Source organism: Pararhizobium sp. (assembly GCF_035497515.1).
Lineage (GTDB): Bacteria > Pseudomonadota > Alphaproteobacteria > Rhizobiales > Rhizobiaceae > Pararhizobium.
The window spans coordinates 1-12,512 of record NZ_DATJDJ010000067.1; the positions used below are offsets into that span (position 1 = coordinate 1).

Annotated in this window: 11 protein-coding genes and 1 pseudogene; 8 read left to right on the plus strand and 4 right to left on the minus strand. The window is 63.0% G+C overall.

Translation table 11 applies throughout. The features are described 5' to 3' along the window. Together VL202_RS07645 and VL202_RS07650 are read right to left on the minus strand one after the other, a co-directional pair. Window positions 1-263: pseudogene (locus VL202_RS07645) on the minus strand (hypothetical protein); the annotation flags it as partial. Window positions 264-456: 193 nt separating this feature from the next. After that, window positions 457-828, minus strand: a complete 372-nt coding sequence (locus tag VL202_RS07650) for a winged helix-turn-helix transcriptional regulator (protein ID WP_082520497.1) — start codon at window positions 826-828, stop codon at window positions 457-459. A gap of 134 nt (window positions 829-962) precedes the next feature. Here VL202_RS07650 and gstA point away from each other — a divergent pair, with 134 nt between their 5' ends. From gstA to VL202_RS07665, 3 genes are read left to right on the plus strand one after another with little or no spacing between them, the layout of a single operon-like run. Then, window positions 963-1,577 carry a glutathione transferase GstA gene (gene gstA, locus VL202_RS07655; RefSeq protein WP_056332313.1) on the plus strand — a complete coding sequence of 205 codons (615 nt, stop codon included), beginning with the start codon at window positions 963-965 and terminating at the stop codon, window positions 1,575-1,577. Beyond that, window positions 1,574-1,966, plus strand: a complete 393-nt coding sequence (locus VL202_RS07660; RefSeq protein ID WP_325463534.1) for a nuclear transport factor 2 family protein — start codon at window positions 1,574-1,576, stop codon at window positions 1,964-1,966. The genes gstA and VL202_RS07660 overlap by 4 nt, the downstream gene beginning before the upstream one ends. A 12-nt stretch (window positions 1,967-1,978) precedes the next feature. Next, window positions 1,979-2,194 (plus strand): tautomerase family protein, encoded by a 216-nt coding sequence (locus tag VL202_RS07665; protein WP_056332318.1) that lies wholly within the window; start codon window positions 1,979-1,981, stop codon window positions 2,192-2,194. Between the two features lie 121 nt (window positions 2,195-2,315). Here VL202_RS07665 and VL202_RS07670 read toward each other — a convergent pair whose 3' ends face one another. Continuing rightward, a complete protein-coding gene (locus VL202_RS07670; RefSeq protein WP_325463535.1) occupies window positions 2,316-4,238 on the minus strand; it encodes a methyl-accepting chemotaxis protein in 1,923 nt (640 codons plus the stop codon). 309 nt (window positions 4,239-4,547) lie between these two features. On the opposite strand from VL202_RS07670, the gene VL202_RS07675 reads away from it, so the two are divergent. The 4 genes from VL202_RS07675 (at window position 4,548) to VL202_RS07690 (ending at window position 9,396) form a co-directional block, all read left to right on the plus strand. Continuing rightward, window positions 4,548-6,641 carry a S9 family peptidase gene (locus tag VL202_RS07675; protein ID WP_325463536.1) on the plus strand — a complete coding sequence of 698 codons (2,094 nt, stop codon included), beginning with the start codon at window positions 4,548-4,550 and terminating at the stop codon, window positions 6,639-6,641. 90 nt (window positions 6,642-6,731) lie between these two features. After that, complete coding sequence (locus VL202_RS07680) at window positions 6,732-7,187, plus strand: hypothetical protein (RefSeq protein WP_325463537.1); 456 nt, start codon at window positions 6,732-6,734, stop codon at window positions 7,185-7,187. 74 nt (window positions 7,188-7,261) lie between these two features. Beyond that, window positions 7,262-7,783, plus strand: a complete 522-nt coding sequence (locus VL202_RS07685) for a DUF1697 domain-containing protein (RefSeq protein ID WP_325463538.1) — start codon at window positions 7,262-7,264, stop codon at window positions 7,781-7,783. Between the two features lie 104 nt (window positions 7,784-7,887). After that, a complete protein-coding gene (locus VL202_RS07690) occupies window positions 7,888-9,396 on the plus strand; it encodes a protein adenylyltransferase SelO (protein WP_325463539.1) in 1,509 nt (502 codons plus the stop codon). A gap of 37 nt (window positions 9,397-9,433) precedes the next feature. Here VL202_RS07690 and VL202_RS07695 read toward each other — a convergent pair whose 3' ends face one another. Continuing rightward, window positions 9,434-9,676 (minus strand): hypothetical protein, encoded by a 243-nt coding sequence (locus VL202_RS07695; RefSeq protein ID WP_325463540.1) that lies wholly within the window; start codon window positions 9,674-9,676, stop codon window positions 9,434-9,436. A 444-nt stretch (window positions 9,677-10,120) separates the two neighbouring features. Here VL202_RS07695 and VL202_RS07700 point away from each other — a divergent pair, with 444 nt between their 5' ends. Then, window positions 10,121-12,463 (plus strand): glucose/quinate/shikimate family membrane-bound PQQ-dependent dehydrogenase, encoded by a 2,343-nt coding sequence (locus VL202_RS07700; RefSeq protein ID WP_325463541.1) that lies wholly within the window; start codon window positions 10,121-10,123, stop codon window positions 12,461-12,463. The last annotated feature ends 49 nt before the right edge of the window (window positions 12,464-12,512 follow it).

Sequence of the window (12,512 nt, forward strand, 5' to 3'; positions counted from 1 at the left end):
TCTACCCTGTCCTTCTCGCCCTGGATGGCGAACACGGTTTTCCCGCTGTCGCTCAATGAAAGCGCCGCATGGCCGGCCAGATCGAAACGCCCGAGTTCGGCACCGGTTCTGGCGTCCAGCGCCCGGACGACCGGCAAAGTATGATCCGCCACGAACAGGCGCCATGTTTCGCCATGGTCTTCGGCCAGCGCCGGCGCGGCGGCAAGCGCCATGAAAGTCGCCAGGACGGTGGCCTTTCCCGTTATATTGCAAGGGCTCTGCATGAAGGTCTCCAGTGATTAATGTAATAACGTTACATTCGTATCGTTATAAAGTTACAAAGATCCTGTCCAGACGGAAAACGCCAACATGAGAGTTTTCCCGCGTCGACTCGCCGAGCGGCGTGCCGGCGCACGCGAACCTGCCGACGGCGCCTACCCGCTACAGATCACGGCGGGCGCGTGGAAAGGCCACGGGTTATGTAAGTTGCGCCGTGTCATCGCTCATCCGGCGTTGTTTCAGCTTGTGGCCGATCGCAACAATGGCGTTGATGGCGGGGACAAGCTCACTCCCAAGCGCCGTCAGGCTGTATTCCACCGTCGGCGGTGTCGTCGGCACGATGGTGCGGTCGATCACGCCCTTGGCCTCAAGGTCCTTCAGCCGGGCGCTAAGCACCTTGGCGGTGATGGCCGGAATATCGATCCTCAGCTCGCTGAAACGACGGGCGCCGCCGCTCAGGCACCAGATGACATTCGGCGTCCAGGCGCCGCCGAGCAACTGCATGCACTCGCCCACCGGGCAGGTCGGCGGCAGCGCGCCCGCCCGGTTCTTCCTGATCTTCAAGGCCATAACGAAAATTTTCCGGTTACCGCGGGGAAACTTGAAACATCGGTAACACAAGGTAATCTGGTATACAAAGGTTATCTCGCTCATTTAGGTTCCGGCTGCCTGCAAGGGCAGACCAACAGCAAAGGAACCAGATCATGAAGCTTTATTACGTCCCCGGCGCCTGCTCGCTCTCGCCGCATATCAGCCTGCGCGAGGCGGGCGCGGATTTCGCGATCGAGAAGATCGACATTTCGACCCACCGCACCGAAAGCGGCGAGGATTTCCGCGCCATCAACCCCAAGGCCCGCGTGCCGGCCCTGGTGCTGGAGGACGGCGAAGTGGTGACCGAAGGCGCCGCCATCGTTCAATATATCGCCGATCGCTTTCCCGCAGCCGGCCTTGCGCCGGACAACGGCACGCTTGCCCGCACGCGCCTGCAGGAACATCTCAACTTCATTGCCTCCGAACTGCACAAGAGCTTTGCGCCCCTGTTCAATCCCACCGCTTCCGACGAGGCGAAGACGACGGCAAAGACCCTCGTTGCCGACAAGCTCGACCATGTCGAAAGCCTGTTGTCCGACAGCCGGGCCTATCTGCTCGGCAGCCAATTCTCGGTGGCCGATGCCTATCTCTTCACCGTGACGAACTGGACCGGGCCGACCGGCATCGGGCTCGATCGCTGGCCGCATCTGGCCGCCTATGCGAAGCGAATCGGAGAACGGCCGGCCGTGCAGGCGGCGATGCAGGCGGAAGGGCTGGTTGCGGCATGAGCGGGATAGCGCGCACCGACCAGGACTTTGCGGCGGTCATGGATGTCATCGCCCGCTATTTCGACGGGCTCCACCACAGCGACACCTCGGTTCTGAAAACCGTCTTCCATCCGAAGGCGCTCTACGCGACCGCCACCGAAGGCTCCCTTCTGGAGCTTGACATGGAGCGCTATTTCCCGATCGTCGACAAGCGCGCCTCGCCGGCCAGCCGGGGCGAGGCCAGGGCCGACCGGATCATCTCCATCGAATTCGCCGGGCCGGTCACGGCTTTTGCCCGGGTGGAATGCGCGATCGGCGTAAAGTCCTTCACCGATTTCCTGTCACTGATCCGTGTCGACGGCCGCTGGCAGATCATCGCCAAGGTCTTTCATTATGACATGGCAGCCTGAAGAGGAGACGACATGCCCTATGTGAACATCAAGATCACCCGCGAAAACGCCACCGCCGAACAGAAGGCCGCCCTCATCAAGGGCGTCACCGATCTTCTGGTCACCGTGCTCGACAAGGACCCCGCCACGACATTCGTCGTCATCGATGAGGTGGCGCTGGAAGACTGGGGCGTCGGCGGCCTGCCGGTTGAGGAATATCGCCGGCAAAAACGGACGCGACCGGACTGACGAAGGGTTCCATCGTCAGTTGACAGCGAATTTCGGCGAGGGCCTCGCCTGATCGGCATACGCGCAAGGGGAGAAAGCATGCCTCCTCCCCTTGCCACTCGATTTATCAAAACCGCTTCGCTCAGGCCGCGTAGCGGGTGCGCTCCTGCTGACGCTGCAGCTGCGATGCGCGGCCTGCCTCTTCCAGCTTGAAGCGTTGAAGCAGGGCCTGGAGCTGGCGGCTTTCCTCGGCCAACGTTTCGCTGGAAGCCGTCGTTTCCTCGACCATGGCGGCATTCTGCTGCGTCATCTGGTCCATATGGTTGACCGAGCTATTGATCTCGGCAAGCGCCGTTGCCTGTTCGCGGGCGGCGGTCGCGATGCTTTCGACGTGATCGTTGACGCGCAGGACAAGCTGCTCGATCTCGACCAGCGCATCGCCCGTTGCCCGCACCAGCGAGACGCCGCCTTCGACCTCCACCGCCGAGGCGCTGATCAGCGACTTGATCTCCTTGGCGGCATTGGCGGAGCGCTGGGCAAGTTCGCGGACTTCCTGAGCGACGACGGCAAAGCCGCGGCCCGCCTCGCCCGCACGGGCGGCCTCGACGCCGGCATTGAGCGCCAGGAGGTTGGTCTGGAAGGCGATCTCGTCGATGACGCCGATGATCTGGCTGATCTTGCTGGAGGATTCCTCGATCCGACCCATGGCGCTGACGGCGCTGCGGACGATCTCGCCCGACTTGCCGGCACTGTCCTTGGTCTCGCGCACCATGTCGCGGGCTTCGTTGGCGCGCGAGGCCGAGGTGCGGACGGTCGCGGTGATCTCGTCCAGTGCTGCCGCCGTTTCCTCAAGTGCTGCCGCCTGCTGTTCCGTGCGCTTCGACAGGTCGTTGGCGGCGGAGGAGAGTTCGGACGAGCTGTCCTTGATCGTGCCGGCGGCACCGCGCACGTTTTGCATGGTCGAGCGCAGGGTCACCATGGTGGCGTTGACATTGGCCTGCAGTTCGGCGAACGCGCCCTGGAACTGGCCGTCCATGCTCTGCGACAGGTCGGCATCGGCAAGGGCCGCAATGACCCGGCGCACTTCGGCAATGGCGTGGTCGATGCTGCCGACCAGTTCGTTGACGCTGCCGGCGAAACGGTTGAGGTCGTCGTTCTGGTAATCCTTGCCGATCCGGCCGGTGAAATCGCCTGCGACGGCGGCGGCGACCACGATGCTGATGCTCGATTGCAGATCGCTGTTGAGCGCCTGCAGCGAGGCTTCCTGGGCCTTCATGTCGCGCATGACAAGCGCGTTGCGGCGGAAAACGTCGACGGCGCGCGCCATCTCGCCGATCTCGTCCTTGCGCTCGGCATCCGTGCCGGTGCTCTCCAGATTGCCTTCGGCCAGACGGGTCATGGCGGCGGTCAGCGAACGGACCGGCGCTGCGATGCCGCGACGGGCGACCAGCAGGCTGACGACGGCGCCGAAGAGGATGCAGGCCGCGGCGGATGCGGCGGCGATGATCAGCGCGACGGAAGAAGATTGCAGCGCCGATGCGCGTGCCTCGGCCAGCGCATTGCCCGAATAGGTGCTGTATTCCTTGACGCTGGCAGTCACCGTCTTCTGGGCCTCGAGCGCCTTGTCGAGCGCAACGCCGATTGCCGCCGTGTCCGCGGGGCTTGCCTCGGCGGTATCGACCATGGCGCGGATTTCACCGAAATAGGTTTCGAGCGTCGCCCGGATCGCCTTCAATTGCGCGGTTTCGGTCTCGTCGGCCGCCGCCTCGATCTTCGGCAGGCGCGCCAGCATTTCCCCGGCACGCTTTTCCGCTTCGGCGCGAAAATCGGCGGCGTTTTCCGGCTTGGCGGCGAGCTGATAGGTCATGCGGCTGATGGCGATGATATCGACGCGCAGGTCCATGGCTTCACGGGCCACCTCTTCCTTGGTGCCGACCGAGACCATCGCCTCTTCCAGCGCCAAGATCCCGCGCGCGCCGACAAAGGCGATGACCAGGCAGGATAATCCCATGACGAAGACGACGAGGCTGATCTTCTGGAGGATGGAAAGATTGCGAAAGGTCATGGCAAAACTCCGGCAGGGCGAATGCCCGCGAACGAAACACAAAGGAGGATTTAAAGGCCTGATGCCTCTGGCACTGCGCATTCGGGAGGGACATCGCGCTGCAGTGCACACTTGACGCAATCGCGCTAATGGATGGTTAAGGGCGCGTCCCAAAAGGTGACAGGCGGCGGCGTAACCTCGCCCTATCCACGGTGCCGCTGCGTGTCGGCACGACACTTTCCGCCTTGAACCGCCCTGCCCCGCCCTCTATCTCTGACGCACCATCCTTACCACCGATTTGGCCCTGCCCCGATTTTCCGGAGAACATCCTTGTCCATCTTCAAAAACCTGCCGCCCGCTCCCGTCGCCGAAAAGAAGCCGGTGACGGATATCCGACATGGCATTACCCGGACGGACGACTATGCGTGGCTGAGGGCCGACAACTGGCAGGCGATGTTCAAGGATCCATCCATCCTTGATCCGGACATCCGCGCGCATCTGGAGGCCGAGAATGCCTATATGAAGGCGGCGATGGCCGACACGGAAGCGCTGCAGAAGACGCTGTTTGCCGAGATGAAGGGCCGCATCAAGGAGGATGACTCATCCGTTCCGATGAAGGACGGCCGCTTCGCCTATGGTACCTTCTATGTCACCGGCGGCGAGCAGCCGCGCTATTTTCGCGAGGCCCGCGATGGCGGCGAACGGACAGTGCTTCTCGACGGCGACAAGGAAGCGGAAGGCAAGGCCTATTTCCGGCTGGCCGGCATCGACCATTCGACCGACCACAACCGCGGCATCTGGGGCTATGACGACAAGGGCTCGGAATATTACACGCTGCGGGTCCGCGACCTTGCAACCGGTGACGACCTCGACGACGTGATCGAGAGCACCGGCGGGGGCGGCGCCTGGGCGCCGGATGGCAAGAGCTTCTTCTACACCGTTCTCGACGACAACCACCGGCCGTCGAAGATCTTCCATCATATCATCGGCGAACCGCAATCCTCCGACCGGCTGGTCTATGAGGAAGAGGATCCGGGCTTCTTCATGGGCGTCGGCGGCTCGATGCTGGACGACTTCATCTACATCGATATCCATGACCACGAGACCAGCGAATACTTGCTGCTGCCGACCTCCGATCTTCTGGGCAAACCGCAGATCGTCTCGCCGCGCGAAACCGGGCTGGAATATTCCCTCTCCGAAGGCGGCGATGTCTTCTACATCCTGACCAATGCCGACGGCGCCAAGGATTTCAAGATCATGCAGACTCCGGTTGACAAACCGGGTCGCGACCACTGGGTGGATGTGGTGCCGCACACCGCCGGCCGGCTGATCATTTCGCATGGCGCCTATGCCCGCCATCTGGTCTGGCTGGAGCGCGAGGCCGGGCTGCCACAGATCAAGATCCGCGACCGCACAACGGGCGATGAACACGCGATCGCCTTTGCCGAGGAAGCCTTCTCGCTGGGACTTCAGGGGGCCGCCGAATACGATACGGACGTCATCCGCTTTTCCTATTCATCGATGACGACGCCGGGTCAGCTCTACGACTACAACATGGTGACGCGCGAGCGCACGCTGTTGAAGACGCAGGAAGTGCCGTCCGGTCACAATCCGGACGACTATGTCACGCGCCGCGTCATGGCACCGTCCTTCGACGGCGTGCCGGTCCCGGTCACCCTGCTCTACCGCAAGGATACGCCTCTCGACGGCTCCGCCCCCTGCCTGCTCTATGGCTACGGCGCCTATGGCATCGCCATTCCGGCCTCGTTCAACACCAATTGCCTGTCGCTCGCCGATCGCGGTTTCGTCTACGCCATCGCCCATATCCGCGGCGGCAAGGACAAGGGTTTCCAGTGGTACGAAGACGGCAAGATGGAGAAGAAGACCAATACGTTCAAGGACTTCATCGCGGCGGCGGACTATTTGAATCAGGAGAAGTTCACGTCCTACGCGAACATCGTCGCCGAGGGCGGATCGGCCGGCGGCATGTTGATGGGCGCGATCGCCAACATGGCGCCGGAGAAATTCAAGGGCGTCATCGCCGCCGTTCCCTTCGTCGATGTCTTGAACACCATGCTCGACGACACGCTGCCGCTGACGCCGCCGGAATGGCCGGAATGGGGCAACCCGATCGAGGACAAGACGGCCTACGAGCGCATGGCCGCCTACTCGCCCTACGACAATGTTTCGGAAAAGCCCTACCCCGCGATCCTCGCGCTCGGCGGCCTGACCGACCCGCGCGTCACCTATTGGGAGCCGGCCAAATGGGTCGCCAGGCTGCGTGAAAAGACCACCGGCAGCGAACCGATCCTGATGAAGACCAACATGGATGCCGGCCATGGCGGCGCGTCCGGCCGCTTCCAGCGGCTGGAGGAGATCGCGTTCGAATATGCGTTTGCAATCAAGGTGGCGGGGAAGATGTAGGCGCAAAGCTCAAATTCCCCGGGCTGACAACAAGCTCCGCACATGCCCCGCCGCCTAATTCTCCCCGCAAACCCTGAAGGGAGAATCAGCATGAAACTCGGCGACAGCATCAGCAGTTATTATCGGTCGCAGAACACCGGCCAGACATCCGGCAGCGCAGCCTCCAGCCTGCTCATTCCGACCGACGGCGGCAGCCAGCGAACGCAGGCGCCGACGGTTTCGATCGGCGGCTCGGCGTCGTCCTCGTCGCTGTCGTCGGCGTTGTGGCTATCGATGGCCGACAAGATGGAAGCCGATACCGGCTCGCTGACCGAGGCGCCGAAGGGGCCCGCCGACGAATTCATGGAATGGTCGAGGATGTCGCTCGCCGAAAAGATCCGCGCACAGATTCTGGGCGAAAAAGGTTTGACCGAAGAAGACCTTGCCGGGATGGATGCCGACGCCCGCGCCGCCATCGAAGCCGAGATCAAGGAAGCCATCAAGCGGCAACTCGTCGGTATCGAGGGCAAGGGTGATTTGACAACCACGGACGCCACCAGCCTCTAGAATATTGTGCGCAACTGCCGACGCAGGTTATCTTCCCTGTCCGCGTGATTTGCGGACAGATGCGGAGGAGACGCATGCCCGTTCATATTGCCCTCCTGCGGGCCGTCAATGTCGGCGGCACCGGCAGGCTTTTGATGAGCGAACTGAGAGCCCTGTGCGAGGACGTGGGCTTTACCGACGTGAAAACCTATATCCAGAGCGGCAATGTCCTGTTCCGCTCGCCGCTGCCGGCGGATGACGCCGGCAAGAGGCTGGACGAGTCGCTGGCCCGGATCATGGGCAAGGCGCCGGGCGTGGTGGTGCGCAACCGCAGGCAACTCGAAACCATCGCCGAACGCAATCCCTTTCCGGATGCCAAGCCGAATTACCTGATGGTGAATTTCCTTCCCGAAGCCGCACCCGCCAATGCATTGAGCGACTTCGTCGCGCCAGATGGCGAGGAGGCAAAGGTCGCCGGGGAGGAGATCTACGTGCATTACCCGAACGGTTCGGGCCGCTCGCGCCTGACGCTGAAAATCTTAAGGCGAGCGACCTCGCGCAATCTCAACACCGTGCGCAAGCTGGCGGAGATGGCGGCGGAGATCGAGGCAAACTGACGACACCGGCCCGGATTCCACATCCGCTCTTTCGCTCGTAACGATGACGCCCTATCTATTGCTCAATCGTCGGACGGCCGGCGTTGACAAGACAGGATCGGGTCATGACGGAAGCAAGCAAGCGTGCCCAACAGGCGCACAACACGCCCATCCCGTTCGACAACAGCTATGCCCGGCTGCCGGCGCATTTCCATGCGAGCGCCATCCCCACGCCGGTGGCGGAACCCTGGCTGATCAAGTTCAATCGGCCGCTGGCGGAAGAACTGGGGCTCGATGCCGATGCGCTGGAGCGCGATGGCGCGGCGATCTTTTCCGGCAACCAGGTTCCGCAAGGCGCCGAGCCGCTCGGCATGGCCTATGCCGGCCATCAGTTCGGCCAGTTCGTGCCGCTGCTCGGAGACGGGCGGGCGATCCTGCTCGGCGAAGTGATCGACCGCGCGGGAAAGCGGCGCGACATCCAGTTGAAGGGTGCCGGCAAGACCCCCTATTCGCGGCGCGGCGATGGGCGGGCAGCCCTTGGGCCGGTCCTGCGGGAATATATCGTCAGCGAGGCGATGTTTGCGTTGGGCATCCCGGCAACCCGGGCGCTCGCCGCTGTCGTCACCGGCGAGCCGGTCTACCGCGAACAGGTCCTGCCCGGCGGCGTCATCACCCGGGTGGCGGCCAGCCATATCCGCGTCGGCACGTTCCAGTTCCTTGCCGCGCGCGGCGATACCGACGGGCTGAAGACGCTGGCGGACTACGTGATCGACCGCCATTATCCCAACCTCAAGGGCAGCGACCGGCCTTATCTCGATCTCATCAAGGCCGTCGTCGAACGGCAGGCGGCGCTGATCGCCCGCTGGCTCTGCATCGGCTTCATCCATGGCGTGATGAACACCGACAATTGCTCTGTCTCTGGCGAAACCATCGATTTCGGCCCCTGCGCCTTCCTCGATGCCTATGATCCGACCAAGGTGTTTTCCTCGATCGATCGCGGCGGCCGCTATGCCTATGCCAGCCAGCCAGCGATCGGCCAGTGGAACATGGCGCGCCTTGCCGAGACCCTGTTGCCGCTCATCGACCCCGATCCGTCTGAAGCGGTCAATCTCGCCAATGACGTCATCGCCGGATATGGGCCAATTTTCCAGGCCCATTGGCTCGCCGGCATGAAGGCGAAGATCGGCCTGTTCACCGAGGAGGATGGCGATCTCGACCTGGTCCAGGGGCTTTTGACCGCTATGCACCAGGGTGGCGCCGATTTCACCCTGACGTTTCGCGCGCTCTGCGATGCCGCCGAAAGTGCCGGCAAGGACGAGCCGCTGAAAACCCTCTTTGCCAATCCGCACCAGATCGAAGCCTGGCTCCCCGCCTGGCGCGAGCGAACCGGCCGCGAGCCATTGTCGGATGCCAAGACCTCGGCTGCGATGCGCACGGTCAACCCCGCTTTCATCCCGCGCAACCACCGCATCGAACAGGCCATCCGCGCGGCCGAGGACGACGGCGATTTCTCGCTGTTCGAAGCTTTGAACGACGTGCTGGCCAAACCTTATGAAGACCAGCCGAAATTCGCCGCCTACACGGCCGCCCCGCAACCGCAGGAAGAGGTGTTGCGGACGTTCTGCGGAACGTAGGGCAGAGCATCTGACTCTTGGTCAGCGGTTCTCCCCATTACTCCCACCCCCCGCTGCCATCCGCCGCAGCGCAGCCGTAGGGCGGCAGGCGGGCTTCGAAATTGGCTTTCAGTTGTGCGCAGCCCCATTTGCGCAAGGGGTCGGGCATGCGGCTGTTGAGTTCGATGCCGACCTCGTCCAGGGGGTCGCTGGTATTGGTGACGTAGATCAGCCAGCGGCCGCCGATCACGCCGAAAACGGAGATGGCGGCAACGATCAGAACAGTCAGCAGTCTTTTCATGTTTCCTCCCGGCGTTTCGGCCGTGACAGTATCAGCCCCCGTTGCGACCACCAGTTCCCCGACATGCGCATCCACAGGCATATTCCATCCGCTTCGCCTTGACGCCGCTGCAATGCTGGAATGCCCGATATGCGCATAATGCATGACTCTGACGAACTGTGGCTATTGAAAGGCAGGCGGCGCGCGTTAGTTGCCCTGTCACGGAGCATGGGCATCGCGCATTCCTGCTCGACGCGCAACGCTCCGCTTCTGTTCGTCCTCCGCGAGCCCTTCCGACACGCGGCCTCAGTCTCGTGACGGTTCGTTGCCGCCACGTCTCTCCACCCTGCTGCATAATTCCTTAAATCGGAATCGATTTATGGACAAAATTATCCAGCATATTTAAAGTGTTACAGCGATCTTTGCGCGTCATATCTGACGCGCGGCGCTGGAGGGAGACCACTCATGCTTCTCATCCTGACAGCCATCGTCTTCGCCCTGATCGGTCTCGCGCTCGGCGGTGGCGGGCTCTGGCTCATCGTACTCGGCGGCAGCTGGTATTATCTGATTGCCGGTCTCGGCTTCCTTGCCACCGCCTTCCTCCTGTTCGCACGGCGCGGGGCGGCACTCTCCGTCTACGCGCTTCTCATTTTCGGCACGCTGGCCTGGGCGATCTGGGAAGTCGGCTTCGACTGGTGGCAGCTTGGCCCGCGCGGCGGCGTCATCATCCTGCTCGGGCTCTGGCTGCTGATCCCCGCCATCCGGCGGCAACTCGGTTTCGTCAGCCCGACCGGGCAGGTGTATAAGGCAAGCGCCCTGCCCCTTGGTGCGGCGGTGATTGTCTCGTTCGTGGTCGCCCTCTACTCGATGACGCAGGACCCGCTTGATCTTGCCGGTGAACTGCCGGCGGGAATATCAGCAGCGACGCCCGATCTCGGCGGCAATGTGCCCGAAGGCGACTGGCATCAATATGGCCGTACGCCCTATGGCCAGCGCTATTCGCCGCTCGCCCAGATCACGCCGGAGAATGTCGGCACGCTGGAGGTCGCCTGGCAATACCAGACGGGCGACGTGAAGCGGCCGGACGATGTCGGCGAGACCACCTACCAGGTGACGCCGCTCAAGGTGAAGGACACGCTCTATATCTGCACGCCGCACAATCTTGCCATCGCGCTCGACGCGGCGACCGGCAAGGAGAAGTGGAAGTTCGACGCCAATTCCGGCATGAACCCGGACCGGCAGCACCAGACCTGCCGTGGTGTCAGCTACTACGCCGATCCCACGGCTGTCGCCGGAAGCCCCTGCGCCGAAAGGGTCTATCTGCCGACCGCCGATGCGCGGCTGATCGCGCTCGATGCCGCCACTGGCCAGGTTTGTGAGAGCTTTGCCGACAAGGGCACGCTGCACCTGGAAACCGGCATGAAATATAATCCGGCCGGCTATTACTACTCGACCTCACCGCCGGTCATCGTTGCCGGCAAGATCATCATCGGCGGCGCCGTCAACGACAATTATTCGACCCAGTCGCAATCCGGCGTCATCCGTGCCTTCGATGTCGACAGCGGTGCGCTGATCTGGAACTGGGACAGCGGCAATCCGGACGTGACCGTCCCCCTGCCCGAAGGCCAGACCTACACGACCAATTCACCGAACAGCTGGTCCGTCTTCAGCTATGACGAGAACCTGAACCTGGTGTTCATTCCGCTCGGAAACCAGGTGCCCGACCAGCTCGGCATGAACCGCAGCGAGGCGGTGGAGAAATATTCCTCCTCGATCGTCGCGCTCGACCTTGCGAGCGGCGCGGTGCGCTGGGTTCGCCAGACCGTGCATCACGATCTCTGGGACATGGACGTTCCGGCCCAGCCGGTGTTGCTCGACATCACCGGCAAGGACGGCCAGCCGGTGCCGGCACTGGTCGGCCCGACCAAGCAGGGCGATATCTACGTGCTCGACCGGCGCACCGGCGAGCCGATCATCCCGGTCAAGGAAATCCCGGCTCCAACCGGCGCCATCCCGGAGGACTTCACCAGTCCGACCCAGCCGATCTCCGACCTCACCTTCTCGCCGCCGCCGCTCACCGGCAAGGACATGTGGGGCGTGACGATGTTCGACCAGCTTGCCTGCCGGATCGATTTCAAGCGGCTGAAATATGACGGTCGCTACACGCCGCCGTCGCTGGAAGGCACGCTCGTCTATCCCGGCAATTTCGGCGTGTTCAACTGGGGCTCGGTGGCTGTCGATCCGGAACGGCAGGTGATGTTCGGCATGCCGACCTACCTCGCCTTCACCTCCAGGCTCGTCCCGCGCGACCAGATCCCGCCGAAGGAGCAGGACCAGAAGGGCTCCGAGCAGGGTCTCAACCGCAATGACGGCGCCCCCTATGGCGTCTTCATGGGTCCCTTCCTCGGCCCGCTCGGCATTCCCTGCCAGGCGCCACCATGGGGCTATGTCGCCGGCGTTGACCTGAAGACCGGCGAGATCGCCTACAAGCACCGCAACGGCACCGTCTACGACATGACGCCGCTGCCGCTGCCTTTCAAGGTCGGCGTGCCCGGCATCGGCGGCCCGATGATCACCAAGGGCGGCCTCGCCTTCCTGGGCGCTGCCGTCGACAACTATCTGCGCGCCTATGACCTGACCACCGGAAAGGTACTCTGGACCGGCCGCCTGCCCGCCGGCGGCCAGTCGACGCCGATGAGCTATGCCACCGATGACGGCACCCAATATGTCCTCATCGTCGCCGGTGGCCACGGTTCGATCGGGACGAAACCGGGGGATTATGTGATCGCCTACCGGTTGGCGAAGTAGGCCCTGAATACAGTGGAAACGGAAAAGCCGGGCGTCTCGAACGCCCGGC